The organism is Variovorax sp. JS1663 (genome assembly GCF_002157355.1).
Classification (GTDB): domain Bacteria; phylum Pseudomonadota; class Gammaproteobacteria; order Burkholderiales; family Burkholderiaceae_C; genus Variovorax.
In genome coordinates this window covers 1-25,680 of sequence record NZ_LYMK01000001.1, presented here as the reverse complement: position 1 = coordinate 25,680, position 25,680 = coordinate 1, and the positions used below count along the sequence as shown (strand labels likewise).

At 69.1% G+C, this 25,680-nt stretch carries 26 protein-coding genes; 9 read left to right on the top strand and 17 right to left on the bottom strand.

Annotated features, from left to right (window positions below; translation table 11 throughout):
* Positions 1–28 precede the first annotated feature (28 nt).
* Positions 29–712 (bottom strand): dienelactone hydrolase family protein, encoded by a 684-nt coding sequence (locus A8M77_RS00130; protein ID WP_086919607.1) that lies wholly within the window; start codon positions 710–712, stop codon positions 29–31.
* A 2-nt stretch (positions 713–714) separates the two neighbouring features.
* Positions 715–1,338 (bottom strand): 2-hydroxychromene-2-carboxylate isomerase, encoded by a 624-nt coding sequence (locus A8M77_RS00125; RefSeq protein WP_086919606.1) that lies wholly within the window; start codon positions 1,336–1,338, stop codon positions 715–717.
* Positions 1,339–1,411: 73 nt separating this feature from the next.
* Between A8M77_RS00125 and A8M77_RS00120 the strand changes: the two genes are divergently transcribed.
* On the top strand, positions 1,412–2,158 hold the full coding sequence (locus A8M77_RS00120; protein WP_086919605.1) for an SDR family oxidoreductase: 747 nt from the start codon (positions 1,412–1,414) through the stop codon (positions 2,156–2,158).
* A 96-nt stretch (positions 2,159–2,254) separates the two neighbouring features.
* Positions 2,255–2,896, top strand: a complete 642-nt coding sequence (locus tag A8M77_RS00115) for a MarC family protein (protein WP_238136660.1) — start codon at positions 2,255–2,257, stop codon at positions 2,894–2,896.
* On the opposite strand, the gene A8M77_RS00110 is transcribed toward A8M77_RS00115, so the two are convergent.
* From A8M77_RS00110 to A8M77_RS00090, 5 genes are read right to left on the bottom strand one after another with little or no spacing between them, the layout of a single operon-like run.
* On the bottom strand, positions 2,893–3,357 hold the full coding sequence (locus tag A8M77_RS00110) for a metallophosphoesterase family protein (protein ID WP_086919603.1): 465 nt from the start codon (positions 3,355–3,357) through the stop codon (positions 2,893–2,895). The genes A8M77_RS00115 and A8M77_RS00110 overlap by 4 nt on opposite strands.
* Positions 3,358–3,371: 14 nt before the next feature.
* Positions 3,372–4,046 carry an ABC-type transport auxiliary lipoprotein family protein gene (locus A8M77_RS00105; protein WP_086919602.1) on the bottom strand — a complete coding sequence of 225 codons (675 nt, stop codon included), beginning with the start codon at positions 4,044–4,046 and terminating at the stop codon, positions 3,372–3,374.
* 11 nt (positions 4,047–4,057) lie between these two features.
* Positions 4,058–5,035, bottom strand: coding sequence for an MlaD family protein (locus tag A8M77_RS00100; RefSeq protein WP_086919601.1), 978 nt, complete (start codon positions 5,033–5,035; stop codon positions 4,058–4,060).
* Between the two features lie 5 nt (positions 5,036–5,040).
* The gene (locus tag A8M77_RS00095; protein WP_086919600.1) at positions 5,041–5,964 is read right to left on the bottom strand and encodes an ABC transporter ATP-binding protein; all 924 of its coding nucleotides are present in this window, start codon (positions 5,962–5,964) and stop codon (positions 5,041–5,043) included.
* Positions 5,961–7,133 carry an MlaE family ABC transporter permease gene (locus A8M77_RS00090; RefSeq protein ID WP_192871525.1) on the bottom strand — a complete coding sequence of 391 codons (1,173 nt, stop codon included), beginning with the start codon at positions 7,131–7,133 and terminating at the stop codon, positions 5,961–5,963. Before A8M77_RS00090 ends, A8M77_RS00095 begins: the two co-directional genes overlap by 4 nt.
* Positions 7,134–7,323: 190 nt before the next feature.
* Between A8M77_RS00090 and A8M77_RS00085 the strand changes: the two genes are divergently transcribed.
* Complete coding sequence (locus A8M77_RS00085; RefSeq protein ID WP_086919599.1) at positions 7,324–8,955, top strand: GMC family oxidoreductase; 1,632 nt, start codon at positions 7,324–7,326, stop codon at positions 8,953–8,955.
* A gap of 261 nt (positions 8,956–9,216) precedes the next feature.
* Here A8M77_RS00085 and mrdA read toward each other — a convergent pair whose 3' ends face one another.
* From mrdA to A8M77_RS00065, 4 genes are all read right to left on the bottom strand, one after another.
* On the bottom strand, positions 9,217–11,181 hold the full coding sequence (mrdA, locus tag A8M77_RS00080; RefSeq protein ID WP_086919598.1) for a penicillin-binding protein 2: 1,965 nt from the start codon (positions 11,179–11,181) through the stop codon (positions 9,217–9,219).
* Positions 11,182–11,247: 66 nt separating this feature from the next.
* Entirely contained in the window at positions 11,248–11,769 is a 522-nt protein-coding gene (gene mreD, locus A8M77_RS00075) for a rod shape-determining protein MreD (protein ID WP_086919597.1), read from the bottom strand.
* Positions 11,766–12,773, bottom strand: coding sequence for a rod shape-determining protein MreC (gene mreC, locus A8M77_RS00070; RefSeq protein ID WP_086919596.1), 1,008 nt, complete (start codon positions 12,771–12,773; stop codon positions 11,766–11,768). Before mreC ends, mreD begins: the two co-directional genes overlap by 4 nt.
* An 80-nt stretch (positions 12,774–12,853) precedes the next feature.
* Positions 12,854–13,897, bottom strand: coding sequence for a rod shape-determining protein (locus A8M77_RS00065; RefSeq protein WP_028249609.1), 1,044 nt, complete (start codon positions 13,895–13,897; stop codon positions 12,854–12,856).
* A 237-nt stretch (positions 13,898–14,134) separates the two neighbouring features.
* On the opposite strand from A8M77_RS00065, the gene gatC reads away from it, so the two are divergent.
* From gatC to gatB, 3 genes are read left to right on the top strand one after another with little or no spacing between them, the layout of a single operon-like run.
* A complete protein-coding gene (gene gatC / locus A8M77_RS00060) occupies positions 14,135–14,434 on the top strand; it encodes an Asp-tRNA(Asn)/Glu-tRNA(Gln) amidotransferase subunit GatC (RefSeq protein WP_086919595.1) in 300 nt (99 codons plus the stop codon).
* Positions 14,431–15,921, top strand: a complete 1,491-nt coding sequence (gatA, locus tag A8M77_RS00055) for an Asp-tRNA(Asn)/Glu-tRNA(Gln) amidotransferase subunit GatA (RefSeq protein ID WP_086919594.1) — start codon at positions 14,431–14,433, stop codon at positions 15,919–15,921. Before gatC ends, gatA begins: the two co-directional genes overlap by 4 nt.
* A 1-nt stretch (position 15,922) precedes the next feature.
* Positions 15,923–17,404, top strand: coding sequence for an Asp-tRNA(Asn)/Glu-tRNA(Gln) amidotransferase subunit GatB (gene gatB / locus A8M77_RS00050; RefSeq protein ID WP_086919593.1), 1,482 nt, complete (start codon positions 15,923–15,925; stop codon positions 17,402–17,404).
* Positions 17,405–17,425: 21 nt separating this feature from the next.
* Here gatB and A8M77_RS00045 read toward each other — a convergent pair whose 3' ends face one another.
* Both A8M77_RS00045 and pyrE read right to left on the bottom strand, forming a co-directional pair.
* Positions 17,426–18,100, bottom strand: a complete 675-nt coding sequence (locus A8M77_RS00045; protein WP_086919592.1) for a DUF4124 domain-containing protein — start codon at positions 18,098–18,100, stop codon at positions 17,426–17,428.
* A 23-nt stretch (positions 18,101–18,123) separates the two neighbouring features.
* Positions 18,124–18,798, bottom strand: coding sequence for an orotate phosphoribosyltransferase (pyrE, locus tag A8M77_RS00040; RefSeq protein WP_238136659.1), 675 nt, complete (start codon positions 18,796–18,798; stop codon positions 18,124–18,126).
* Positions 18,799–18,829: 31 nt separating this feature from the next.
* On the opposite strand from pyrE, the gene A8M77_RS00035 reads away from it, so the two are divergent.
* Positions 18,830–19,633 carry an exodeoxyribonuclease III gene (locus A8M77_RS00035; protein WP_086919590.1) on the top strand — a complete coding sequence of 268 codons (804 nt, stop codon included), beginning with the start codon at positions 18,830–18,832 and terminating at the stop codon, positions 19,631–19,633.
* Positions 19,634–19,636: 3 nt separating this feature from the next.
* Here A8M77_RS00035 and A8M77_RS00030 read toward each other — a convergent pair whose 3' ends face one another.
* Together A8M77_RS00030 and A8M77_RS00025 are read right to left on the bottom strand one after the other, a co-directional pair.
* Complete coding sequence (locus tag A8M77_RS00030; protein ID WP_086919589.1) at positions 19,637–20,758, bottom strand: ABC transporter substrate-binding protein; 1,122 nt, start codon at positions 20,756–20,758, stop codon at positions 19,637–19,639.
* A 103-nt stretch (positions 20,759–20,861) separates the two neighbouring features.
* On the bottom strand, positions 20,862–21,764 hold the full coding sequence (locus tag A8M77_RS00025; protein ID WP_086919588.1) for a LysR family transcriptional regulator: 903 nt from the start codon (positions 21,762–21,764) through the stop codon (positions 20,862–20,864).
* A 96-nt stretch (positions 21,765–21,860) separates the two neighbouring features.
* Between A8M77_RS00025 and A8M77_RS00020 the strand changes: the two genes are divergently transcribed.
* Together A8M77_RS00020 and A8M77_RS00015 are read left to right on the top strand one after the other, a co-directional pair.
* Positions 21,861–23,123, top strand: coding sequence for a flavin-dependent oxidoreductase (locus tag A8M77_RS00020; RefSeq protein WP_086919587.1), 1,263 nt, complete (start codon positions 21,861–21,863; stop codon positions 23,121–23,123).
* 34 nt (positions 23,124–23,157) lie between these two features.
* Positions 23,158–24,120, top strand: a complete 963-nt coding sequence (locus A8M77_RS00015) for a tripartite tricarboxylate transporter substrate binding protein (protein ID WP_086919586.1) — start codon at positions 23,158–23,160, stop codon at positions 24,118–24,120.
* Between the two features lie 6 nt (positions 24,121–24,126).
* Here A8M77_RS00015 and A8M77_RS00010 read toward each other — a convergent pair whose 3' ends face one another.
* The gene (locus tag A8M77_RS00010) at positions 24,127–24,846 is read right to left on the bottom strand and encodes a GntR family transcriptional regulator (protein WP_192871524.1); all 720 of its coding nucleotides are present in this window, start codon (positions 24,844–24,846) and stop codon (positions 24,127–24,129) included.
* A 10-nt stretch (positions 24,847–24,856) separates the two neighbouring features.
* Complete coding sequence (locus A8M77_RS00005) at positions 24,857–25,519, bottom strand: cysteine hydrolase family protein (RefSeq protein ID WP_086919584.1); 663 nt, start codon at positions 25,517–25,519, stop codon at positions 24,857–24,859.
* Positions 25,520–25,680 lie beyond the last annotated feature (161 nt).

Here is a 25,680-nt window from a genome sequence, read left to right as displayed (position 1 = left end):
CGGATGCCGCCGGCCCATGCCGCGACCGTCAGGCCAGGTGCTTGGCGAAGAAGGCCAGCGTGCGCTCGCGGGCCAGCTTGGCGGCCTCGGCGTTGTAGGAACCGCGCTGGTCGCAATTGAAGCCGTGGCCGCACTCGTACACGTGCACCTCCACCTCCGGATGCGCCTTCTTGAAGGTCTCGATGGTGTCGAGCGGAATCCAGTGGTCGTTGTTGCCGAAATGCGCGAGCACCGGGACCTTGGGCGTGATCGCGCTTTCCTCCGGCGTGGTCATCCCGCCGCCGTAGTAGGGCGCCGCGGCCGACAGACCCGACACCTTGGCCGAGGCCCGCCAGGTCAAAAGGCCGCCCCAGCAATAGCCGACGATGCCCACCTTGCCAGCACGCGCCGCGTAGTCAACTGCGGCCTGGAGGTCCTGCAGCACGCCCGGCGCCGGCAGCGCCTCGACCGCGGTCTTGAGCGAAAAACCGGCCTTCATGTCGTCTTCGCTGTAGCCCAGCTCGACGCCGGGCTTGACACGATGGAAGGTCGCCGGCGCCACCGCAAGGTACCCCTCGGCCGCGTAGCCGTCGGCCACCGAGCGGATGTGCGAGTTGACGCCGAAGATCTCCTGCACGACGACCACCGCGCCCTTGGGCTTGCCGGCGGGTTCTGCCACGTAGGCGGGGAAGGCGACGCCGTCCTTGGCAGTGAGGTCGATGAATTGGCCCATGGTCATGCTCCTGTGATGGTGGGTTGGGGTTGTTTCAATGCGCGGGCCACGAAGTCCAGCCGATCCTGGCCCCAGAAGATCTCGCCGCCGATCACGTAGCTGGGCGCGCCGAAGACCTTGGCGTCGATGGCTTGCTGGGTGTAGTCCTCGTAGCGCTCCTGCACGGCCTGGCTCAGCGACTGCTCGATGCGCTTGGCCGGCAGCCCGCATTCGGCGGTCAACGCCTCCAGCACCTTCGGGTCCGCGATGTTGCGCTCCTGCACCCAGACCGCAGCGAAGATCGCGCCGCACAGCTTCAACGCGGCCTCGGTGCCGTCGTTCAGGTCGACCGCGATGATGAGCTTGGCCGCATCGTCGCCGACGACCGGAAAGAACTTCGGCTTCGGATTCAGCGGAAGGTCCAGGTGCTGCGAGAAGCGCGCCAGTTCCACCAGCCGGTAGGCCTGGCGCTGCGGCGCGCGCTTGCCCAGCGGCAGCCCGCCGGACACCGGGAAGATGGCGCCGAAGTCGACCGGCCGCAGCCGGACCGTGGCACCGGCCGCCTTGGCGAGCGCGGTGAAACGCGCGTGCCCCAGGTAGGTCCAGGGACTCTGAGGGGTGAAGTAGTAGTCGACGCTGCGAGTCACGGGCCTCTCCTCGGTGATGTAATCGACGCGAACGGTTTTAACTGAGGCACGGCTTTCGTGCAGGAGGCGGGATTTGGACCAGGTGCTCTTGATCACGGGCGCGAGCCGCGGCATCGGTGCCGCGGCCGCGCTGCTCGCCGCGCAGCGCGGCTTCGCGGTGGCCGTCAACTATGCCAGCAATTCGCTGGCCGCCGACGAGGTGGTGCGCACCATCCGCGACGGGGGCGGCCGCGCGATGAGCGTGCAGGCCGACGTCGGCGACGAGGCGCAGGTGAAGGCCATGTTCGAGAAGATCGACGCCAAGTTCGGCCGCCTCGGCGCGTTGGTCAACAACGCCGGCGTGGTGGACATGCAGGCCCGCGTGGACGACATGAGCGCCCTGCGCCTGGAACGCATGTTCCGCATCAACGTGATCGGCAGCTTCCTCTGCGCGCGCGAGGCGGTGCGGCGCATGAGCACCCGGCATGGCGGCAGCGGCGGTGCGATCGTCAATCTCTCCAGCGCGGCAGCGCGGCTCGGGTCACCCGGCCAGTACGTGGACTATGCGGCCAGCAAGGGCGCGATCGACAGCTTCACCGTCGGCCTCGCGAAGGAGGTGGCGGACGAAGGCATCCGCGTCAACGCGGTGCGTCCGGGCCTGATCGACACCGAGATCCACGCTTCCGGCGGCATGCCCGACCGGGCCTTCCAGCTGGCCGGCACCGTACCGATGAAGCGGACCGGCACGGCGCAGGAAGTGGCCAACGGCATCGTGTGGCTGCTGTCCGAAGAGGCCAGCTATGTGACCGGGACCTTCCTGGACATCACGGGAGGAAGATGATGGACGGCCCCCACGCTCACTTCGTTCGCTGCCCCCCGAGGGGGAGCTCAATGCCCTTCGGGCGGCCGGGCGGGCATTGAGATGGCGACACCCGCGATGGACCTGGTCAAACCGCTGATCACGCTCGTAGCCATCGTGAACCCGCTGGCGATCGTGCCCTTCTTCATCCACTACACGCAGGGCTACACCGAGGCGCAGCGCAAGCGAACGGCCTGGGTCTCGGCCTTCAGCGCCTTCGTGGTGATCGCGATCAGCGCCCTGCTCGGGCTGCAGTTGCTGGCCTTCTTCGGCATCTCGATCGCCAGCTTCCAGGTCGGCGGCGGCATGCTGCTCCTGATCAGCTCGCTCAACATGCTCAACGCGCAGCCGGCAGAGTCGAAGGGCAACCAGGAAGAGATCCGGGCCGCCGAGGTCAAGGCCTCGCTCGGCGCCTCGATCGCGGTAGTGCCGCTGACCATTCCGCTGCTGACCGGCCCGGCCACGATGTCGACCGTGGTCATCTACGCCGACAAGACGCAGCACATCTGGGAGCTCGCCGTTCTGGTGGCCTATGGCGTCGTGGTGGGGCTGGTGACCGGCCTCGTCTTCTCCCTGGCCGACCCGATCGCGCGGGTGCTGGGCAAGACCGGCATCAACGTCATGACGCGGCTGATGGGCTTGATCCTCGCGGCATTGGCGGTGGAGGTGATGGCCGACGGGCTGTCGACCCTCTTCCCCGCCCTCGCGCGGACGCATTAGCGCTTCACGAGCTCGACGATGCGCGGCGTGATGGCGCCGCCCTCCAATTGCAGTTCAGCCGCCGAGATCGGCAGCCGAAAGCGCGGCGGCCCGGCGCTGCCGGGATTGACGTACCAGATGCCACCTCGCATCTCGGCCCTGGGCCGGTGCGAATGGCCGCAGACCACGACCTGCACACCTTCGGCGATCGGATCGATCGCCAGGTCCGCCAGGTCGTGCACGGCGTAGAGCCGCAGACCCTCGAGCGCCGCCAGGGCGGTTGCGGGCACTGTCTCGGCCCAGGCCCCGCGGTCGTTGTTGCCCCGCACGGCGCTCACGGGCGCCAAGGCCTCGAGCTGGGAGAGGATGCGCGGGTCGCCGATGTCGCCGGCGTGCACGATGTGCTCGCAACCTTGCAGGAAGGCCAGCGCTTCGGGCCGCAGCAGCCCGTGCGTGTCGGAGATGAGCCCGATGCGGCGCATGGCCGGCCTTCGCCTCAGCGCAGCTGGTCCACCCAGGCGACGAGCTCGGCCACCGCAGCGTCGCTCGCCGCCGCCAGGCCTTTCACGCCGCCGGCAGCGTCGGCGCTGGGCGCCGGCCGCTGCACGGCGAAACTGCGCTGCGCCATCACCCGGTCACCGCCACTGCCGCGGCGGATCAGCGTCGCGCGCAGCCGCACCAGGCCCACGCTGCCGGCAGGCGACTCGAAGTAGTGGCTGAACTCGTCGAGCGTCACGCGCAGGGTGTCCGGCACCTGGCCCTCGGTGCGCGCGAGCATGGCCGCCTCCTCCGCGCCGAGCACGGTCCGCCGCTGCGCGAGCGCGTCGCGCAGTCGCTGGTGCAGCAGTTGCGCCGGCGCCAGGCTCCAGCGGGCCTGGCCATAGGGGCGCAGCTCGTTCGCATCGGCATAGCCCAGGCGGTAGAGAAGCTGCGTGCTTTCCAGCCGCGCGCTGGCGTCGATCTCGGCCAGCGCGATCGGCGGCATCTGCGCCGCACCGGCTGGCGCCGGCGCAACGGCCGCGAGGTTGGGCCCGAAGTCGTAGAGGGTCGCGCGGCTGGGCTTGTCGGGCAGCGCGCCGCAACCCGCTGCGAGCAGCGCCGCCGCCGGCACGGCAAGAAGGAAATGGCGCCGGAGGGTCGATCGCGGATGGGCTTGTACGTTGTTCTGCATGGTCTTCCAGATCAGGGACGCGCGGCCGGCGCCGAGAAGCCCGGCTCGCCCGGCCCGGCCACCACGCCGCCGTTGCCGAAGAGCAGCGATTGCGGGTTGTCGTTGATGCTGTCGGCCGCCCGGCCCAGGCGGCGCACCGCACGCGAGGTGTCGTCGGCCACCCGGTTCACACGCGGCAGCGTGGCAGCGTTGAAGGAGTCCACCGCCTGCGCCAGCGATTTGGTGCCGTCGCTCAGACGGTCGATCGGGCCGTCCTTGGCATTGAGCCGGCCCACGGTGGAGTTCAGATTGTTCGCCACGCGCGAGACGTCGCCCGCCGCCGTCTTCACCGTGCCCATGGTGTCCTTGGTGCGGTCGATCAGCGGCGGCAGTGCGGCCAGCGCCGGGTTGAGCCCGTTCTTCACGGTGTTGTCCAGCGAGCGGGTGAGCTGGTTGGCGCTGTTGGTGGCCTGCGCGATGCTTTCCAGCGCATCCGCGATGCGCTTCTGGTTGTCGTCGCCCAGCAGCACGTTGGCGCGCCGCGTCACCTCTTCGACCTGGTTGATGATCGCCTCGCCGCGGTCCTGCAGCTGCGCCAGCGCCGAGGGCCTGAGCGGGATGCGCGGCGGGTCGTCGTTGTTGGGCACGAGCGGCGTCTGCGATCCGCCCTTGTCGTCCAGCGCGATGAAGGCCAGCCCGGTCACGCCCTGGTAAGCCAGCGAGGCATAGCTCGACGTGGTGAGGGGCACGCGTTCGTCGACCGTGATGCGCACCCGCACGTTGCCCTTGACCTTGGGATCGAAGTCGATCGAGGCCACCTTGCCCACCGCGATGCCGCGGTAGCGCACCGTGGCCTGCGGCTGCAGGCCGCTGACCGCGTCGCGGGTGGAGAGCTCGTAGATGTTGCGCACCGTGTTGTCGCGGGTGAGCCAGACCACCAGCGCGACCAGCGCGGCGATCAGGCCGAGCACGAAGACGCCGGCGGCGAAGGCATGGGCCTTGTTTTCCATGGCAGCTACCTTTCAGTGGAAGGGACCGGGCCCGCACCGGGACGCCCCGCGACGAGCGGCGAGGGCGCGCCTTCGTGCAGGGCCTCCATGGCGCGCTGGCCGCGGCCGCCGAGGAAGTATTCGTGGATGAAGGGATGCGGATAGGCGATCACGTCGCGGGCCGTGCCGGCCACGATCACGCGCTGGTCGGCCAGCACGGCAATGCGCGTGCTCAGGTCGAACAGGGTGTCCAGGTCGTGCGTGACCATCACCACCGTGAGCCCCAGCTCGCGGTGCAGGCTGCGCAGCAGGTCGCAGAAGCCGTCGGCGCCCTCCGGGTCCAGCCCCGCGGTCGGCTCGTCGAGCAGCAGCAGCGGCGGGTCCATGATCAGCGCGCGTGCCAGGGCCACCCGCTTGATCATGCCGCCCGAGAGGTCGGCCGGGCTCTTGGTGGCGTGCTGCGGCTCGAGGCCGACCATCTGCAGCTTGACCAGGGCAGCGTCGCGGATCAGATCCTCGGGCAGCAGCTTGAGCTCGCGCAGCGGGAAGGCGATGTTGTCCAAGACACTGAAGGCCGAGAACAGCGCGCCGTGCTGGAACAGCATGCCGACCTCGGCCGCGCTGGTGGCCGTCATCCGCCCGGGCGGGTGGCCGAGCACCGAGACCCGGCCCTTCGCGGGATGCTCCAGGCCGAGGATCTGGCGCAGCAGCACTGTCTTGCCGGTGCCCGAGCCGCCCACCAGCGAGAGCACCTCGCCCCGGTAGATCGCCAGGTCGAGGTCGCGGTGCACCACCTGCTCGCCCTCGGGGGACTTGAACACGGTCCAGAGATTGCGGATCTCGACGACCGCCTCGCCGTTGCCGCCGCCGTTCACGTTACAGCTGCCGTTCGCTGGAATACCTTCGCCTGCGGCTGCGGTATTCGCCTTCGGAGCGGCCGTGCGGCTCATGCCCGGAACCCCACGCCCTTGAACAGCACCGCGAACAACGCATCGACCAGGATCACCATCGTGATCGACGCCACCACGGAGGAGGTGGTGCCGCGCCCGAGGCTTTCGGTGTTCGGCTTCACCTTCAGTCCGTAGTAGCAGGCGATCAGCGCGATCAGCACGCCGAAGACGGCCGACTTGCCCATCGCCAGCCACAGGTTGGTCAGCGGCACCGCGCGCGGCAGCGCGCTCATGAAATAGGCCGGTCCGATGTCCAGCGTGAGGTCGGCGGCGATCATGCCGCCGAAGAGGGCCGCCATCGAAGTCCACATGCTGATCAGCGGCATCGCGATGGCGAGCGCCAGCACGCGCGGCATGACCAGGCGGAAGCCATGCGGGATGCCCATCACGCGCATGGCGTCGAGCTCCTCGGTCACGCGCATCACGCCGATCTGCGCCGTGATCGCCGAGCCCGAGCGGCCCGCGATCAGCACCGCCGCCAGCACCGGGCCCAGCTCACGGATCAGCGACAGGCCGAGGATGTTGACGATGAAGGCCTCGCCGCCGTACTGGCGCAGCTGCTGCGATGTCAGGTAGGCCAGCACCACCCCGATCAGCAGGCCCACCAGTGCGGTGATGGGCAGCGAGGTGGCGCCGAAGTGATAGAGATGCCCCGAGAAGTCGCGCCAGGGCGCGCGGTGCGGCGCGCGCAGCAGCTTGCCGACGTCGAGGGTGAGTTGGCCGATCAGGCGCAGGAAGTCCCTCGCCACGAACATGATGCGCGGGCCGTTGTGGGCGAAGCTGCGCAGATGCTCCGACAGCGTCTTGCCCGGCTCGGCCGGCGCGCTGCAGGTGTATTGCGCCACCTGGTCCAGCACGGCCTTGTGGCGCGACTCCATTTCCAGCCGCGCGGGCCAGGCGCGCTGCCAGTGATTCCACAGCAGCTGGGCGCCGATGTGGTCGAGTTGGTCGATGGGGCGCAGGTCCCAGGCGCGGCCGTCCTGCGCCGGCGCGCCTTGAAGGCTCTTCTCGAGCGCATCCCAGGTGGTCCGGGAGGACATGGCCATCGAGGTCCAGCACCCCCGGGCCACCACCCAGCGGCTGCCGCCGGCCTCCTCGCGCTGCTCGACGCGCGGACGCACGCTGTCGGCGTCTTGCGCGTCAGCGGGCGGCAGGGGGTCGATCGGCATGGAGGGTGGGTGCGGCTGCAAGGCGGAGATCGCGACATCGTAACCGGGGCGCTTGACAGTCCAAGGCCGGATCGCCGCCCGCCGGCGTAGGCGGTCGCGCAATCGGCGGACCTTTGCCACACAATGGCCTGCCCGGCGCCGGGCTCGGCTGCGGCCGGCCCGCGTACAAGGAGCGAGAGACCAGACACGCATGAGCGACACCACCTTCGACTACGTCATCGTCGGCGCCGGCACCGCCGGGGCACTGATCGCCAACCGCCTGAGCGCCGACAGGAATCGCCGCGTGCTGCTGATCGAGGCCGGCCGAAAGGACGACTACCACTGGATCCACATCCCGGTGGGCTACCTCTACTGCATCGGCAACCCGCGCACCGACTGGCTCTACACGACCGAGCCCGACGCCGGCCTCAACGGCCGTACGCTGCGCTACCCCCGCGGCAAGACGCTGGGCGGCTCCTCCTCCATCAACGGCATGATCTACATGCGCGGCCAGTCGCGCGACTACGACCAGTGGGCCGCGATGACCGGCGACGACACCTGGCGCTGGGAGAACGTGCTGCCCGCCTTCAAGCAGCACGAGGACTACTACCTGGGCGCCGACGAGCTGCACGGCGCCGGCGGCGAATGGCGGGTGGAGAAGCAGCGCCTGCGCTGGGACATCCTCGACGCCTTCGCCCAGGCCGCGCAGCAGGCCGGCATCCCGCATTCGACGGACTTCAACCGCGGCAGCAACGAGGGCGTGGGCTACTTCCAGGTCAACCAGAAGAACGGCTGGCGCTGGAACACCGCCAAGGCCTTCCTGCGGCCCACCTGCTACGGCCGGCCCAACTTCGAGCTGTGGACGGGCGCGCAGGTGTCGCGCCTGCTGCTCGACACCGCCCCGGACGGGCGGCGGCACTGCAACGGCGTGCAGGTGTGGGACGGCCACGAGATGGTGGTCGCGCACGCGACGCGCGAGGTGATCCTGTGCGCCGGCAGCATCGGCTCGCCGCAGATCCTGCAGCTCTCGGGCATCGGCCCGGCCGAGCTGCTGCGCCGCCACGGCATCGACGTGCTGCTGGACGCGCCGGGGGTCGGCGCCAACCTGCAGGACCACCTGCAGATCCGCGCGGTCTTCAAGATCAAGGACGCGCCCACGCTGAACGTGCTGGCCGCGTCTTCCTTCGGCAAGGCGCGGATCGGCCTGGAGTACCTGCTCAAGCGCAGCGGCCCCATGAGCATGGCGCCCTCGCAGCTCGGCGCCTTCACGCGCAGTTCGCCCGAGCGTGACTGGCCCAACCTCGAATACCACGTGCAGCCGCTCTCGCTCGACGCCTTCGGCGAGCCGCTGCACAGCTTCCCGGCCTTCACCGCCAGCGTGTGCAACCTGAACCCGACCAGCCGCGGCACGGTGCACATCAAGAGCCACCGCTTCACGGACGCGCCGGCGATCGCGCCCTGCTACCTGAGCACCGAGGAAGACCGCAAGGTGGCGGCCGACTCGCTGCGGGTGACGCGCCGCATCGCGGCCCAGCCCGCGCTCGCGAAGTACGCGCCCGAGGAATGGAAGCCCGGCCCGCAGTACCAGAGCGACGAGGAACTGGCGCGCCTGGCCGGCGACATCGCCACGACCATCTTCCACCCGGTGGGCACCACGCGGATGGGTGCCGACGGCGATCCGACGGCCGTGCTCGATGCGCGCCTGCGGGTGCGCGGCATCACCGGGCTGCGCGTGGTCGATGCCGGCGCCATGCCGACCATCACCAGCGGCAACACCAACAGCCCGACCTTGATGATGGCGGAGAAGGCGGCCGGCTGGATTCGCGAGGCGGCAGGCGCCTGAGTGGCGTCATCTTGTTTCCGCTTGTTGCAAGTGGCGGGTAATCCCCGATGCACTGGCACGGTGCATCCGCCTAAAGTCTCGCCACTCGCAAACGGGCCTGCCCGCAGCGCGGGGGACCGAGGAGACATCTCGAAGAACCAGAACAGACAAGACACGAGGCATCCGCACGAGATGCCGTTTTTTTGAATCAAGCGCCGCTGGTCGGCGCTTTTTTTTTTGCCCCCCGTCTTCCGGGCAAGTGCCCCCGGATGGGGCGCTGCCTCAGGGCGCCGTCGCGGCGCCGCTGACGATCGGCCAGCCCATCTCGCTGGCGACCCGCGGCTTGCCCATGGGCGCCCCAGCCTTGCCGGCCTGCACGGCCGCCAGGTCCTGTTCGTTGGGGTACTGGTTCGCCAGCCAATAGTCGAACACCCGGCGCACGATGGGCGCTGCCGCGGCCGCGCCGAAGCCGGCGTTCTCGACGATCACGGCAATCGCGATCTTCGGCGCCTCGGCCGGCGCGAAGGCCGCGAACAGCGAGTGGTCGCGCTGGTGCTCCTCCAGCGCCTTGGCGTTGTACTTGCCCTGGCCCCAGGCGACGGCCTGGGCGGTGCCGGTCTTGCCGGCCGACGTGTACGGCGCGCCGGCGAATACCCGGGTGCCGGTGCCGCCTTTGTTCACGGCCACCAGCGCATTGCGCACCAGGTCCACGTGCTTGGGCTGATAGCCCAGGTTCTCGCCCGGCGGCTGCACGACCTCGGTCACCTGGCCAGTCACCGTGTCCTTGACGGCCTTGACGAGGTGCGGACGGTACTTGATGCCGCCGTTGGCCAGAATCCCCTCGGCCACCGCCAGTTGCAGCATGGTGAAGTTGTTGTAGCCCTGACCGATGCCCAGGGAGACGGTCTCGCCCGGGAACCATTTCTTCATCTCGGGGCGCTTGTAGGCTTCGCGCTTCCAGGTGGTGCTGGGCAACAGGCCGCGCACCTCGCCCTGGAGGTCGATGCCGGTGATCTGGCCGAAGCCCAGGGGCTTCATGAAGTCGTGGATGGTGTCCACACCCATTTCGACGGCGAGCGAATAGAAGTACGTGTTGCTCGACATCTGGATCGCGCGGTGCATGTCCACGCCACCCAGGCCGCCCTCGTGGCTGCGGAAGGTATGGCCGCCGAAGGTATAGAAGCCGGGATCGTTGACCACCACGCTGGGCGCGCGCTTGCCCAGCTGCAGCGCGGCCAGGGCCATGAAGGGCTTGTAGGTGGAGCCCGGCGGGTAGGTCCCCCGCAGCGCGCGGTTCAGCAGCGGCTTGTCGATGGACTCGTTGAGCGCCTGCCAGCTCTCGCTGTCGATGCCCTCGACGAACAGGTTCGGGTCGAAGGTGGGCTTGGAGACGAAGGCCAGGATCTCGCCGGTGGTGGGATCGACGGCCACCAGTGCGCCGCGGCGCTCGCCGAACATGTCCTCCACCAGCTTCTGCAGCTTGATGTCCAGTGAGAGCATGACCGTGTTGCCCGGCGTGGCCGGGTGGCTGCCGAGGCGGCGCACGGCACGGCCGCCGGCGGAGGTCTCCATCTGCTCGACGCCGGTGTGGCCGTGCAGGGTCTTCTCATAACTCTGCTCGACGCCCAGCTTGCCGATGTAGTCGGTGCCCTTGTAGTTGGCCTGGTCTTCCTCGCTCCAGTCCTCCATCGCGGCCTTCTCGCGCTGGTTGATGCGGCCGATGTAGCCCAGCACGTGCGCGGCGAGTTCGCCGTTGGGGTAGTTGCGGAACAGGCGCGCCTTGATCTCGACACCGGGGAAGCGGTACCGCTGGGCCGCGAAGCGGGCGACCTCCTCGTCGCTCAGGCGGGTGCGGATCGGGATGGAGTCGAAGCTGCGCGAGTCCTCGCGCAGGCGCTTGAAGCGGCGGCGGTCGCGCTGCGAGATTTCCAGCACCTCGCCCAGGCTGTCGATGGTGTCTTCCAGGCTGCCGACCTTGGAGGGGGTGATCTCCAGCGTGTAGGCCGAGTAGTTGGAGGCCAGCACGATGCCGTTGCGGTCGAGGATCAAGCCGCGGTTGGGCACCACCGGCACCACCGCCGTGCGGTTGCTCTCGGCCTGCTCCGCCAGGTCTTCGTGGCGCACCACCTGGAGAAAGAAGAGCCGCGCGCACAACAGGCTGAAGGCGACCAGGACCACCAGGCCGATCACGATCACGCGGCGCCTGAAGCGGGCGAGGTCGGCGGCGATGTTGCGCAGTTCGGTCATGAGGCGCGCGCAAGCCTACGCCGCCCGCGCGGGCCGGACAAGCCGAAAAAGCCACAGCGAAGGCTGTTACAGCGGGCGGTTGGCATCGGGTTCGGGTGCGCGCCGCTGCGGCGCCAGCAGAAGCAGGCTCGCCAGCGGCCAGAGGGCGGCCTCGATGGCGGGCGAGATGAGGAAGTCCCAGCCGGGGAAGATGCCGCCGCCCATCAGGCGGATCGCCACCTCGATCAGGTGCGAGATCGCGAACAGCGGAAGCACCTGCAGCGCCTGCGAGATGAGCGGATACCAGAGCAGCCGCCGGTGGATCATGATCGCGAAGAAGCCCAGCGTGGTGTAGGACAGCGCATGCTGGCCCAGCAGCGCCGTCTGGTGCACGTCCATCAGCAGGCCGAACACGAAGGCCGCGCCGATGCCGATGCGCGCCGGCTGATGCACGCTCCAGAACACGATCGCCAGCGCCAGCAGGTCGGGCAGCCAGGCGGCCCGGCCCAGCGGCACCATGTTGAGCAGCAGCGCGACAATCAGGCTGGCCCACAGGAAGAAGGGGTTGACGGGCAGCAGCAGCTGCTGGTGGCCGGGGCGCATGATCATGGGGTGCGGCCTTCCTTCTTGGTTTCAGCCTTTGCCGGCTTGTCGGCCTTGGCGTCAGCCTTCGCGGGCTTGTCGCCCTTGGCCTTGTCGCCTTTCTTCTTCGACGGCGTCGCGTCCGCAGCAGACGCCGGCGCGGGCTTGGGCGCCTGCCCCCCGACCGGCGCGAGCACCAGCACGTAGCGCGCGGCCGTCACATGGGCCATCGGCGCGCAGTGGATACGGGCGAAGGCCGAATCGGCGCGCCGGTCGATGCGGTCGATCTTCGCCACCGGCAGGCCCGGCGGATAAACGCCATCGACCCCGCTGGTGGTGAGCAGGTCGCCCTCCTGCACGTCCGCGTTGGCGGCGGTGAAGCGCAGTTCCAGCCCGCCGCCGTGCGCGCTGGCGTCGCCGAAAGCCACGCTGCGGGCACCCGTGCGCACGTTCTGCACCGGGATCGACAGGTCACGGTCGATCACCAGCGTGATCTCGCTGGTGAAGGGCTGGACCTGCGTGACCTGGCCCACCACCCCGTGCTCGTCGATCACCGGCGAGCCGGGCGCGATGCCGTTGGTGAGCCCCTGGTCGATCACCAGCTTGCGGGTGTAGGGATCGGCCGCGTCGTACAGCACCTCGGCCGCGCGGCCGGGCGTCTGCGTGGTCTGGCGCAGCTCCAGGAGGGAGCGCAGGCGCGCGTTCTCCTGCGCCAGGGTGTCGGCCTGGCTGGCACGCTCGGATTGGAGGGCCAGTGCCTTGCGCGCCTCCGCCTCCTTGGTCTGCGCGGTCTGCAGGTCCTCCAGGTAGCGTCCCCCGCCCATGGCCAGCTGCACCGGCTTGAGCGCCAGCCACTGGATCGGATAGAGCACCGCCCCGATGCCGGCGCGCAGCGGCTGCACGATGTTGAAGCGGGCGTCCGCCACCATCAGGAACAGCGCCAGCGCGCTGAAGAAGATCAGCTTGCTGAGCGCCGAAGGTCCCTGGTTGAACAGGGGCGGCGCGGTACGGTCCAGCGTGCCCAGGGGCATGGTGTGAGCGGCGCGTTCTAGCTAGATATGAAAAAGCCGGCCGATGCTGACACGGGCCGGCCGGATATGCAAAGGGTGCACTATTCGCTGGTGAAGATGCTGCCCAGGCGGTCCATCCGCTCCAGCGCGATGCCGCAGCCGCGCACCACGCAGGTCAGCGGGTCTTCGGCCACCAGCACGGGCAGGCCGGTTTCCTCGGCCAGCAGGCGGTCCAGGTCCCGCAGCAGGGCGCCGCCGCCGGTCAGCATCATGCCGCGCTCGGCGATGTCGGCGCCCAGTTCGGGCGGGGTCTGCTCCAGCGCATTCTTGACGGCCGAGACGATGTTGTTGAGCGGATCGGTCAGCGCTTCCAGCACCTCGTTGCTGCTGATGGTGAAGCTGCGCGGCACGCCCTCGCTGAGGTTGCGGCCCTTGACCTCCATCTCCTTGACCTCGGAGCCCGGGAAGGCAGAGCCGATGCTCTTCTTGATGACTTCGGCCGTGGGCTCGCCGATCAGCATGCCGTAGTTGCGGCGGATGTAGTTGATGATGGCCTCGTCGAAGCGGTCGCCGCCCACCCGCACGCTGCCCTTGTAGACCATGCCGCCCAGCGAGATCACGCCCACTTCGGTGGTGCCGCCTCCGATGTCCACCACCATCGAGCCGCTGGCTTCCGACACCGGCAGGCCGGCGCCGATGGCGGCGGCCATGGGTTCCTCGATCAGGTAGACCGAGGTCGCGCCGGCCGCCTCGGCCGCATCCTTGATGGCGCGGCGCTCGACCTGGGTCGAGCCGCAGGGCACGCAGATGATGATGCGCGGGCTGGGCGTGAGCAGCGAGCGCGGGTGCACCATCTTGATGAACTGCTTGATCATCTGTTCGGTGATCACGAAGTCGGCGATCACGCCATCCTTCATGGGCCGGATCGCCTCGATGTTGCCGGGCACCTTGCCGAGCATGGCCTTGGCTTCGCGGCCCACCGCCTGGATCACCTTCTTGCCGTGCGGGCCGCCTTCGTGGCGGATGGCGACGACCGAGGGCTCGTCGAGCACGATGCCCTTGTTGCGGGCAAAGATCAGGGTGTTGGCGGTGCCGAGGTCGATCGCGAGGTCGGTCGAGAAGTACCGACGGAAAGCTCCGAACATTCTGGAATCCTCTGGAGCACGGCATGCGCGTCGGCATGTCGTCGCCCTCTTGCTGGGTCGTTTTTAGACGGGATGGGTGGACGTTTTTGCAGCAAATGCCGGCGCGTTCGCGGGGGTTGCGGCAAAGGCGGGATAATACCCGAATCCCCTGCGCATCCCGCCTCCGGCGCACCCCTTCGAGGGGCAAAGTACGCCTTTGGTAAGCGCGCAGGGCCTTGTTTTTTCTCGCAGCTTCCGATGTCCCTCACCTCCACAGATATCGCGCGCATCGCATCGCTCGCCAGGCTCGAGCTCGCGCCCGACGAGAGCGAGCGTATGCTCGGCCAGATCAACGGCTTCTTCGAACTGGTCGAGCGCATGCGCGCGGTCGACACCACCGGCGTCGAGCCGCTCGCGCATCCGGTCGCTGCCTTCGAGGACGTCACGCTCCGACTGGCCGAGGACGTGGCCAGCGAGCCGAACCGGCGTGAGCTCAACCAGCGCAGCGCCCCGGCGGTCGAGGGCGGGCTGTTCCTGGTGCCGAAGGTGATCGAATGAGCACGCGGGATCTGCATCAGATGGGCGTCGCCGAGCTGGCGGGCGCCCTGCGCGAACGCAAGGTCTCGGCCGTGGAGGCCGCGCAGCACCAGCTGGGGCGCATCAAGCAACACCAGGACCTCGGCGCCTTCGTGGCCCTGGACGAGGACTTCGCCCTGTCCCAGGCCCGGGCTGCCGATGCGCAGATCGCCGCCGGCACCGGCCGGGCCCTGGCCGGCGTGCCGATCGCGCACAAGGACATCTTCGTCACCGCAGACCTGCCGACCACCGCCGGCTCCCGCATCCTGGCCGGCTACCGCTCGCCCTTCGACGCGACCGTGGTGCGCAAGCTGGCCGAGGCCGGCACCGTGACGCTGGGCAAGCTCAGCTGCGACGAGTTCGCGATGGGTTCCTCCAACGAGAACGTGGCCGTGCCCGCTATCGGCTTCGACCATGCGGTGCCGGTGCGCAACCCCTGGGACCGCGACCGCATTCCCGGCGGCTCCTCCGGCGGCAGCGCCGTCGCCGTGGCCGCGCGCCTGGTGCCGGCCGCCACCGGCACCGACACCGGCGGCTCGATCCGCCAGCCGGCCTCCTTCTGCGGCGTCACCGGCATCAAGCCCACGTACGGCCGCGCCTCGCGCTACGGCATGGTGGCTTTCGCCTCCAGCCTGGACCAGGCCGGCCCCTTCGCCCGCTCGGCCGAGGACTGCGCACTGATGCTGTCGGCCCTGTGCGGCCCCGACCCCGAACGCGATTCGACCTCGCTGGACCGCCCGGCCGAGGATTTCTCGCGCACCCTGGGCGATTCGCTCGAAGGCTTGCGCATCGGCGTGCCGCGCGAATTCCTCGGCGATGGCGTGGCCCCCGGCGTGCGCGCCGCCATCGACGCCGCGCTGGCCGAATACGAGAAGCTGGGCGCCCAGCGCGTCGAGGTGACGCTGCCGCGCACCGAGCTCTCGATCCCCGTCTACTACATCATCGCCGCGGCCGAGTCGAGTTCGAACCTGAGCCGCTTCGACGGCGTCAAGTTCGGCCATCGTGCGAAGAACTACCGCGATCTGGCTGACATGTACGCCAAGACCCGGGAGGAAGGCTTCGGCGACGAGGTCAAGCGCCGCATCATGATCGGCACCTACGTGCTCTCGCACGGCTACTACGACGCCTACTACCTGCAGGCGCAGAAGGTGCGGCGCATGATCGCCGACGACTTCCGGCAGGCCTTCGCGCACTGCGACCTGATCGCCGGCCCCGCGGCCCCGACGGTGGCATGGAAGCTGGGCGAGCACGGCGGCGACCCGGTGGCGGACTACCTCGCCGACATCTTCACGCTGCCCGGCTCCCTGGCCGGCCTGCCCGGCATGAGCGTGCCGGCGGGCTTCGACGCCGGCATGCCCGTGGGCCTGCAGCTGATCGGCAACTACTTCAGCGAGGCGAAGCTGCTGAATGCGGCGCACCGCTTCCAGCAGGCCACCGATTGGCACCAGCGTGCCCCCCAGGGATACTGAGATGAGCAGCAGTTTCGAACAGATGCAGGAAGGCCGCCCCACCGGCCCGCTGGTGCAGGGCTACGAAGTCATCATCGGCTTCGAGACCCATGCCCAGCTCTCCACCGCGAGCAAGATCTTCAGCCGCGCCTCCACCGCCTTCGGCGCCGAGCCCAACACCCAGGCCTGCGCCGTGGACCTGGCGCTGCCGGGCACCCTGCCGGTGATGAACAAGGGCGCGGTCGAGCGCGCCATCAAGCTCGGCCTGGCGCTGGGCTCGCACATCGCGCCGCGCAGCGTGTTCGCGCGCAAGAACTACTTCTACCCCGACCTGCCCAAGGGCTACCAGATCAGCCAGTACGAGATCCCGGTGGTGCAGGGCGGCTCGGTCAGCTTCTTCCTCGGCGACGAGCAGAAAACCGTGCGCCTGGTGCGTGCCCACCTCGAGGAAGATGCCGGCAAGTCGCTGCACGAGGACTTCGTCGGCCAGTCGGGCATCGACCTGAACCGCGCCGGCACGCCCCTGCTGGAGATCGTGACCGAGCCCGACATGCGCTCCACCGCCGAGGCCGTGGCCTACGCCCGCGAGCTGCACAAGATCGTGACCTGGATCGGCATCTGCGACGGCAACATGCAGGAAGGCAGCTTCCGATGCGACGCCAACGTCTCGGTGCGCAGGCCCGGCCAGCCGCTGGGCACGCGGCGCGAGATCAAGAACCTCAACAGCTTCAAGTTCATGCAGCAGGCGATCGACTACGAGATCCGCTGGCAGATCGGCGAGCTGGAGGACGGCCGTGCGATCCAGCAGGCCACCGTGCTGTTCGACCCCGAGACCGGCGAGACCCGCGCCATGCGCACCAAGGAGGATGCGGCCGACTACCGCTACTTCCCCGATCCTGACCTGCCGCCGCTGGCGATCGCGCCGGAGTGGATCGAGCGGGTGCGCAACGACATGCCCGAGCTGCCGCGCGCGATGGCCGAGCGTTACGGGCGCGAGCACGGCCTGTCGGCCTACGACGCAGCGCAGCTCACGCAGAGCCCGGCCCTGGCCCGCTACTTCGACGATGCCGTGGCCGCCGGCGCCGCGCCCAAGCTGGCGAGCAACTGGATCACCGGCGAGATCGCGCGCCGGCTCAACCTGCAGGACATCGACATCACGCAGGCGCCGGTCTCGGCCGCCCAGCTCGCGGCCCTGATCCAGCGCATCGGCGACGGCACCGTCTCCAACAACGCCGCTCGCCAGGTCTTCGAGGCACTGTGGACCGGCGAAGGCCAGGACGTCGACCAGCTCATCGAAGCCAAGGGCCTGAAGCAGATGAGCGACACCGGCGCGCTGGAGAAGATCGTCGACACGGTGCTGGCCGCCAACCAGAAGAACATCGACGAATACCGCGCCGGCAAGGACAAGGCCTTCAACGCGCTGGTCGGCCAGGTCATGAAGGCCAGCCAGGGCAAGGCCAACCCGGCGCAGGTGAATGCGCTGCTGAAGGCGAAGCTGGGCTGAAGAAGCCTGGCGCGAGGTCGTCTAACGCGAGGTCGTGGCCGGCACGGTGCCGGACCATAGCGGCCGCAGGCGCGCCCGCTCCTCGTCGAAGCGCGCGTTCACGCGCTTCTTCTCTTCTTCCTGGTCGGCGATGAAGCGGTTCTGCACCATCGCGCTCTTGCCGTTGTCCTCGACCTTGCGGCGCAAGGAATCGGGCGCCTTGCCGACATCCTTGGCATAGAACTCAAGTTCGTCGTCGATCCTGCGGCGCTCCTCGGCGAGCTCGCTCACGCGCTTCCTGGCAGCCTGGATCACGGCATCGATCTGGACCAGCGCCTCGGCGCGCTCGCGGTCATGCGCGGCGGCATTGGGGTAGCGGATCAGCAGCGCCCGCTCACGCCGGCGCTCCTCCTGCAGGCGCTGCGCCTGCAACTGCGCCTGGCGCTCGCGCTCCTCGCGCTCGGCCTGCTCGCGCGCCGTGTAGGTGGGCTCGAGCTTGCGCCGCGTGGTGCCGCTCGGGCCGAGCTCTCGCTGCTCGCGGTCGGCACAGTCGGCAATCGGCCGGTCTGCCGTGATCGTGCGGCCGCGGGAATCGACACAGGTATAGATGCCCGGACCGGCGGTGGACTGGGCTTCGGCATGCGGTGCGCCCGCTGCAGCCAGCAGCAGGAGAGTCAGGCTTCCGATGCGTTTCTGCTGCAGCAACGTGTGGGCCAATGCCGATCCTTCGTGTGACAGGTTCACCCGGCGCCGTAGCGTGCCCGGTAATCCAGCACGCCCTGCCGGTGGGCACTCAACGCGTCATCGGCGCGGCCCGAGAGATACTGTAACAAGTCGTCAAGGGTCGCGATCGCCACCACCTGCATGCCGAGCTGGTTGCGGACATACTGCACGGCGCTGTGGTCCACGTCGACGCCGTTCTCGGTCGCCTTCTCCTGGCGGTCCAGCGCGATGGCCACCGCGTGCGGCGTGGCGCCGGCGCCACGGATGGCGGCGATCGACTCGCGCACCGCGGTGCCTGCCGACATCACGTCGTCGACGATCAGCACCCGCCCCTGCAGCGGTGCACCGACCAGGGTGCCGCCCTCGCCGTGGTCCTTGGCTTCCTTGCGGTTGTAGGCAAAGGGCACGTTGCGCCCGCGCCGGGCCAGCTCGGCGGCGACCGTGGCGCCCAGCGGGATGCCCTTGTAGGCGGGCCCGAAGATCATGTCGAACTCCAGCCCGCTGGCGATCAGCCGGTCTGCATAAAATCCCGCGAGCCGCGCGAGCTTGGCGCCGTCGTCGAACAGGCCCGCGTTGAAGAAGTAGGGGCTCATGCGCCCGGCCTTGGTCTTGAACTGCCCGAAGCGCAGCACGCCGGACTCGAGCGCGAATTGCACGAAGGCCTGCGCCAGTGCACCCTCTTCTCCTGTCATTGCCACCTCTTCAGCCATCGGGAACGTCCTCGTGTTCAAACTCACCAGCCTCAACCTCAACGGCCTGCGCTCGGCGGCGACCAAGGGCGTCGCCGACTGGGTGGCCGAGCTGGCGCCGGATTGTATTTGCATGCAGGAAATCCGCGTCCAGGCCAGCGACATCGAGGGGCGCTTCGAGGCCATGGCCGGCCTCAAGGGCCACTTCCATTTTGCGGAGAAGAAAGGCTACGCGGGCACGGCCATCTACTCCCGGCACGCGCCGACCGAGGTGGTCATCGGCTGGGGCGACAAGGAGTTCGACGCCGAGGGCCGCTACCTGGAGCTGCGCTTCGACACGAAGAAGCGCAAGTTCTCCGTCATCAGCTGCTACTTCCCCAGCGGCTCCTCGGGCGAGGAGCGGCAGGCGGCGAAGTTCCGCTTCCTGAAGGGCTTCTTTCCGCACCTGTTGGCACTCAAGCGCGAGCGCGAATTCGTGCTGTGCGGCGACATCAACATCGCGCACAAGGAGATCGACCTCAAGAACTGGCGCGGCAACCAGAAGAACAGCGGCTTTCTGCCCGAGGAGCGCGCCTGGATGACCCGGCTGCTCGACGAGGGCGCGGAGGGCGCCGGCCTGGTCGACGTCTACCGCATGCTCAAGCCCGACACCACCGACGAGGCCTACACCTGGTGGAGCAACCGCGGCCAGGCCTACGCGAAGAACGTGGGCTGGCGCCTGGACTACCACCTGGCCACGCCGGCGATCGCGAAGCTCGCGCGCAGCGAGCAGATCTTCAAGACCATCAAATTCAGTGACCATGCGCCGATCACGGTGGACTACGAGCTCACGCTCTGAGCCCTACTGCTGGATCTTGCCCTCGCTGCTGATGATCGAGAGCTCGACGTATTTCGAGCCGGCCCGCGCGCCGGGCTTGAAGCCGACGGCGTAGCCGCCGAGGTCGTAGTCGCTCATGGCATTCAGCGCCGCCACCATGCCTTCGCGCGTGGGCGCGCGGCCCTGCCGGCGCGCCGCCTCGATGATCACCCGGCCCGCGATGTAGCCCTCCATCATCACGTAGCTGACCGGCGTGTCGGGCTTGTGGGCCTTGGCGGCCTCGGCGAACTCCCGCGTCAGGCGGCTGGTGTTCTTGTAGGGGTTGGGCGTGACCTGCGAGATGACGACGCCCTTCATCTGCTCCTCGCCCAGCCGCTGCGACAGCTGCTCGATGTCCGCCCCGGAATAGGCGAACAGTTGCGCCGCGCCGCCCTCCGAGCGGTAGCGCTCGATGAAGGCCGCCGTGGTGGCGCCGTTCGCCACCATGATGATGGCCTGCGGCGGTGTCTTGAGGAAGGCCGACACCAGCGCGCCGGTGTTCCGGCCGTTCTCGGCATAGGAAGCGCGAACGACGAAGGAGGCCTTCGCCCGGCCGGCCGCCTCGTCGGCCGCAGCGACCACGGCGTCGGCCCCGGCCTCGTGGAGCAGGCCGAGCCGGGTGATGCCCACGGTCGCGAGGTGGCCGGTGAGCTTGACGAGTTCGTCGCGGACATCGGCCCGCACGCTGAACAGCAGGGGATTCGCAGGCGGGATCTCGGTCGTTCGGTAGCCCACCAGCGCCAGGCGCTGCCGCTCCAGGAGGCCGGAGTTCAGCAGCTCGGCGAGGTTGCGGCTGCCGAAGTAGCCGGCCAGCACGACCGGGCGTTGCTCCGCCACCAGCTTGCGCGTCTGCTCGACGGTGGTCGCGGGGTCGTTGCGGTCATCGAGGCGCGCCAGCGTGAAGGTGTTGCCATTCACGCCGCCCTGCTTGTTGATGCTGTCGAAGGCCAGCCGCAGCCCGGCGGCATAGCCCAGGCCCTGCTTGGCTTCCAGCCCGGTGTGCGGCGCCACCTGGCCGACCACGATCTCGGCTGCGAACGCGCCGGCGCACAGGGCGCTTCCGACGGTGGCCCCCAGGATCCAGCGGGCCAAGGTGCGTGCCTTCATCTCTTTTCTCCGGACAGGGGCATGAGAACGCCCCGCCATGCGGCGCACTCTCGAAGGCGTGGATTTTGATTTGTAAAAACTAGTAACAAGCCCAGGTGAAACCCTAGCGTGACAGTGCCGGCAGCGCCTGGGTCAGCGTGCCGCAGAAGGCCTGCATGGCCTCGGTCTCCTGCACGCCGCGGCGGGTGACGCGGAAGAAATCCAGCTCGACCTTGGGCTTGACCAGCAGCGCCGTGTCCACGCGATGGCGCCGGCAGGCGGCAAGCGCGAAGGTAGGCATGACGGCGCTGCCGAAGCCGGCCTCCACCATCGAGATCAGCGTGCCGAAGAAATTGAAGGCTGGCCGCTCGGGATCGGCCGGGCCGATGGCAGCCAGGTGCCGGTCGATCAGCTTCTGGATCGGGTTGTCGGGCGGCAGGCCCAGCAGTTGCGCCCCGCGCAGCGAGGACCAGGGCACGCTCGCCCGCGGCGCCGCATCATCGCCCCCGCTCGGCGCCACCCGCATCAGCTGGAAGCGGCCCACCGGCGTGCGCTCCAGCCCCGGCGCGGCCTTGAAGAAGAAGCCCAGGCCCATGTCGGCCTCGTCCTGGGCCACCATCGCCTCGACGCCGCGCAGGTCGGCGTCGAAGAGCTTGAGCCGGATCCGCGGATGGCTGTCCCGGAAGCCGGCAAAGACCTGCGGCAGCAGGTGCGAGGACACCAGCGGCGTGGCCGCGATGCGCAGCGTCTGGCGCGCCTCGTCGCCCTCGGCGCCCAGGCGCGCCGTCACTTCGTCCAGCTCGCCCAGCACGCGCTGCGCCACCGGCAACAGGCGCCGCCCCGCCGCGGTGAGCACCACCATGCGCGTGGTGCGGTCGAACAGGCGCGTGCCCAGTTGGCGCTCCATCTCGCGCACCAGCGTGCTGAGCCCGGCCTGCGTCATGTGGGCCTGCTCGGCGGCGCGGGTGAAGTTGCCGATGCGCGCCACGTGCAGGAAGGCGCGCATCTGGCGCATGGACAAATTCATCTTAATTCATGATAAATCCATATGACATCTAAATTTCCCATATGACTGCCAGGCCGCTGTAATCGAGCCATCCCCTGAATCGAGAGACAACGAGACATGAGCGAGCCATCCACCGAAGTGATCGTCCTGGGCGCCGGCATCGGCGGCCTGACCCTGGCCCTGAGCCTGCACCAGGCCGGCATTGCCTGCCGCGTGTACGAGGCCGTGCCCGAACTCAAGCCCCTGGGCGTGGGCATCAACCTGCTGCCGCATGCGGCACGCGAGCTGGCCGAGCTGGGCCTGCTGCCGGCGCTCGATGCCGTCGGCGTGCGCACCCGGGAGGCAGTGTTCTTCAACGCGCACGGCCAACTGGTGTTCCGCGAGGCGGCGGGCACCGCGGCCGGCTACGACTGGCCCCAGTACTCGATCCACCGCGGCGACCTGCACACGGTGCTGCTGAGCGCGGTGCGCGAGCGGCTCGGTGCCGATGCCGTGGTCTGCGGCCACCGCTGTGCCGGCGTCGATCAGGACGAGCACGGCGTCACCGCCCGCTTCACCGCACCCGACGGCACGGCCCTGCCCCCGGTGCGCGCTGCGCTGGCCGTGGGCTGCGACGGCATCCACTCGGTGCTGCGCAAGCAGCTCTATCCGAACGAGGGTGCGCCGCGCTACTCGGGCGTCAACATGTGGCGCGGCACCGCGAAGCACAAGCCCTTCCTCTCCGGCGCGAGCATGGTGCGCGCGGGCTGGCTGGACCAGGGCAAGATGGTGATCTACCCCATCCGCGACAACGTCGATGCCGAAGGGAACCAGCTGATCAACTGGGTGGCCGAGATACACGCGCCGCAGCCGGCACTGCAGGACTGGAGCCGCCCCGGTCGGCTGGAGGACTTCCTGCCCGCCTTCGAGGACTGGCATTTCGACTGGCTCGACGTGCCGGCGCTGATCCGCTCTTCCGACGCCATCCTCGAGTACCCGATGGTGGACCAGGACCCGCTGCCCAAGTGGACCCATGGCCGCCTCACGCTGCTGGGAGACGCCGCGCACCCGATGGTGCCGCGCGGCTCCAACGGCGCGGGCCAGGCCATCATCGATGCCCGCCATCTCGCGGGCGCCCTGCGCCGGCTCGGCGTGGGCACCGACGCGCTGGAGGACTACGACCGCGTCCGCGTGAAGGCGACCACCGACGTGGTGCTGACCAACCGCAGCAACCCGCCCGACACCATCCTGCGCGAGGTCTTCCAGCGCTCCGGCGGCCAGCGCTTCGACAGTCTGGAGGACATCGTCAGCACCGCGGAGCTGCAGGCCATCTCCGACCACTACAAGCGCGTGGCCGGCTACGACCCGGCCGGCCTGAAGGCACGGCCTTCGTACCTCTGAACCGACAAAAGACCCACAAGAAGGAGACCACCTCATGCGTTCCTTGAAGAAGATCCTCGCCACCCTGCTGCTGGCCGCCGGCGCGACGGCCGCCCAGGCCTGGCCCGACCAGGCCATCACCCTGGTCGTGCCCTATACGCCCGGCACCGGCATCGACCTGATCGCGCGCCAGCTCTCGGCGCGGCTGCCGGCCGTGCTGGGCCAGCCGGTGGTGGTGGACAACGTGGCCGGCGCCAGCGGCAACATCGGCAGCGAGAAGGTGGCGCGCGCCAGGCCCGACGGCTACACGCTGCTGGTGCAGGTGAACACGCTGGTGATGAACAAGAGCCTCTACAAGTCGCTGGCCTACGACCCGGTCAACGACTTCACGCCGGTCTCGCTCGCCTCCTGGGGCACGCTGCTGCTGGTGACCAACCCGAACGTGCAGAAGACCACCTCGGTCGCGCAGGTGGTCGCGGCGGCCAAGGCCAGCCCGGGCAAGTTCACCTACGCCACGCCGGGCGTGGGCACGCCGCACCACCTGTCGATGGCACTGCTGATGCAGAGCACCGGCACCGAGATGCTGCACGTGCCCTACAAGGGCACGGCCGGCGCGGTGACCGACCTGCTGGGCGGGCGCATCGACTACATGTTCCTGCCGGTGCACGTGGCGCTGCAGCACATCCAGGCCGGCAAGCTGCGCGCCATCGCCACCGGCAGCGACAAGCGCCTGCCGCAGCTGCCGGACGTGCCCACGCTGGCCGAGGCCGGCATCCAGGCCGGCAACGTCGACATGTGGTACGGCGTGCTGGCGCCCAAGGGCACGCCCGCGCCGGTGGTGGCGCGGCTCAACAAGGAGATCGGCGCGATCCTCCGGCAGCCGGAGGTGGCGACCGCCTTCGAGGCGCAGGGCATGGTGCCGGCGAGTTCGGCACCGGGCGAATTCAAGGACCTGATCGCGAAAGACGCGCAGCGCTGGGCCGGCGTGGTCCAACGGGGCAACATCACCGCAGAGTGAGGTTCCCTATCGCCGGCTGGCGGTTCTGGCCATGTGGACCTGGTGCAGCGTGATCTTGCGCACCTCCGCCTGGCTGGTCTCGATGTGGGCGCGCAGCAGCATCGCCGCCTGCTCGCCGCGGTTGGCGCGCACCGCCTTCAGGATCTTGGCATGCTCGTCGTAGGTGGCGTCGATGCGCGGCTGCTGGGTGAAGTCGAGCCGGCGAATGATGCGGATGCGGTCGGTCACGTCGCGGTGTACGCGCGCCATCTCGGCATTGCCGGCGGCGGCGACCAGGGCGCAGTGGAAGGCCTCGTCCCATTGCGCGACCTGCACGCCGTCGGCGCTGCGCTGTGCCGCGGGCACCAGCCAGGTGTCGGCCAGGCTGTCGAGCAGGCGGCGGTCGATGCGGCCGTCGCTCTCGCACAGGCGGTGCACCGCGGTGGTCTCCAGCACCATGCGCAGGTCGTAGAGCTGCTCGAACTGGTCGAAGTCGAAGGGCAGTACGCGCCAGCCGCTGCGGAACAGCACCTCGACATAGCCTTCCTGCTGCAGCCGGAACAGCGCCTGGCGCACCGGCGTGCGCGAGACGCCCAGGCGCTCGCTGATCTCGCCTTCGGTGAAGCGGTCGCCCGGCACCAGGCTGAACTCGGCCACGTCGCGCTTGAGCTGGGCATAGACTTCGTCCGCGCGGGTGCGAAAGGCGGCATCCTCGGCGGCGGGGCGGGTCTTGACGGGGTTGGGCACGGGAAAGATGTTAGCCCTCCAGCGCGGCGAGCAAGCTGGCGCTCGGCGCAGTCCATCCGACGATCGCGCCCTGGGCGCGGATCATCTCCAGGGCCGCGGCCTTGAAGGCGGGAAAGTAGCTCTCGGTGCAGTCCTCCAGCAGCAGGCAGTCATAGCCGCGGTCGTTGGCCTCGCGCATGCTGGTCTGTACGCAGACCTCGGTGGTGACGCCCATGAAGACCAGGCTGCGGATGCCGCGCCCCCGCAGCTCGCTCTGCAGGCCGGTGGCGTAGAAGGCGCCCTTGCCGGGCTTGTCGATCACGATCTCGCCCTCGATGGGCGCCAGCGCCTCGATGATCTGGTTGCCGGGCTCGCCGGCGATGAGGATGCGGCCCATGGGGCCCTCGTCACCGATGCGCAGCGCCGGCGTGCCGCGGTTGCGCTTGGCCGGCGGGCAGTCGGCCAGGTCGGGGCGATGGGCCTCGCGCGTGTGGATCACCAGCCCGCCCCGTCTTCGCCAGGCCTGGAGCACCGCCTGCGTGGCAGGAACGATGGCCTGCAGCAGCGACACATCGTTGCCCAGCGTTTCGCCGAAGCCGCCGGGTTCGATGAAGTCGCGCTGCATGTCGATGATGACCAGCGCCGTTCGATCGAGCTGGAATTCGAAGGGGAAAGGGTTGGCGATGATCTGCATGTCTATTGCCTCTCTCCTTGGGGGACAGCGTCTGGGCTTTGTTTTGGCCTTGCTGTTTGTTCAGTGCAGGAGCCGGGAATTCGCCCCGGCGGGCGAGTCACTTTCTTTGCTTCGCCAAAGAAAGTAACCAAAGAAAGGCGACCCCACTGCGCGTGTCCCTC

What these genes read in the sequence shown, in the direction of transcription:
- A8M77_RS00130 (WP_086919607.1), bottom strand. Translation starts at nt 712, where the DNA reads ATGGGCCAATTCATCGACCTCACTGCCAAGGACGGCGTCGCCTTCCCC.
- A8M77_RS00115 (WP_238136660.1), top strand. Translation starts at nt 2,255, where the DNA reads ATGGACCTGGTCAAACCGCTGATCACGCTCGTAGCCATCGTGAACCCG.
- A8M77_RS00110 (WP_086919603.1), bottom strand. Translation starts at nt 3,357, where the DNA reads ATGCGCCGCATCGGGCTCATCTCCGACACGCACGGGCTGCTGCGGCCC.
- A8M77_RS00105 (WP_086919602.1), bottom strand. Translation starts at nt 4,046, where the DNA reads ATGCAGAACAACGTACAAGCCCATCCGCGATCGACCCTCCGGCGCCAT.
- A8M77_RS00100 (WP_086919601.1), bottom strand. Translation starts at nt 5,035, where the DNA reads ATGGAAAACAAGGCCCATGCCTTCGCCGCCGGCGTCTTCGTGCTCGGC.
- A8M77_RS00095 (WP_086919600.1), bottom strand. Translation starts at nt 5,964, where the DNA reads ATGAGCCGCACGGCCGCTCCGAAGGCGAATACCGCAGCCGCAGGCGAA.
- A8M77_RS00090 (WP_192871525.1), bottom strand. Translation starts at nt 7,133, where the DNA reads ATGCCGATCGACCCCCTGCCGCCCGCTGACGCGCAAGACGCCGACAGC.
- A8M77_RS00085 (WP_086919599.1), top strand. Translation starts at nt 7,324, where the DNA reads ATGAGCGACACCACCTTCGACTACGTCATCGTCGGCGCCGGCACCGCC.
- mrdA (WP_086919598.1), bottom strand. Translation starts at nt 11,181, where the DNA reads ATGACCGAACTGCGCAACATCGCCGCCGACCTCGCCCGCTTCAGGCGC.
- mreD (WP_086919597.1), bottom strand. Translation starts at nt 11,769, where the DNA reads ATGATCATGCGCCCCGGCCACCAGCAGCTGCTGCTGCCCGTCAACCCC.
- mreC (WP_086919596.1), bottom strand. Translation starts at nt 12,773, where the DNA reads ATGCCCCTGGGCACGCTGGACCGTACCGCGCCGCCCCTGTTCAACCAG.
- A8M77_RS00065 (WP_028249609.1), bottom strand. Translation starts at nt 13,897, where the DNA reads ATGTTCGGAGCTTTCCGTCGGTACTTCTCGACCGACCTCGCGATCGAC.
- gatC (WP_086919595.1), top strand. Translation starts at nt 14,135, where the DNA reads ATGTCCCTCACCTCCACAGATATCGCGCGCATCGCATCGCTCGCCAGG.
- gatA (WP_086919594.1), top strand. Translation starts at nt 14,431, where the DNA reads ATGAGCACGCGGGATCTGCATCAGATGGGCGTCGCCGAGCTGGCGGGC.
- gatB (WP_086919593.1), top strand. Translation starts at nt 15,923, where the DNA reads ATGAGCAGCAGTTTCGAACAGATGCAGGAAGGCCGCCCCACCGGCCCG.
- pyrE (WP_238136659.1), bottom strand. Translation starts at nt 18,798, where the DNA reads ATGACAGGAGAAGAGGGTGCACTGGCGCAGGCCTTCGTGCAATTCGCG.
- A8M77_RS00030 (WP_086919589.1), bottom strand. Translation starts at nt 20,758, where the DNA reads ATGAAGGCACGCACCTTGGCCCGCTGGATCCTGGGGGCCACCGTCGGA.
- A8M77_RS00025 (WP_086919588.1), bottom strand. Translation starts at nt 21,764, where the DNA reads ATGAATTTGTCCATGCGCCAGATGCGCGCCTTCCTGCACGTGGCGCGC.
- A8M77_RS00020 (WP_086919587.1), top strand. Translation starts at nt 21,861, where the DNA reads ATGAGCGAGCCATCCACCGAAGTGATCGTCCTGGGCGCCGGCATCGGC.
- A8M77_RS00015 (WP_086919586.1), top strand. Translation starts at nt 23,158, where the DNA reads ATGCGTTCCTTGAAGAAGATCCTCGCCACCCTGCTGCTGGCCGCCGGC.
- A8M77_RS00005 (WP_086919584.1), bottom strand. Translation starts at nt 25,519, where the DNA reads ATGCAGATCATCGCCAACCCTTTCCCCTTCGAATTCCAGCTCGATCGA.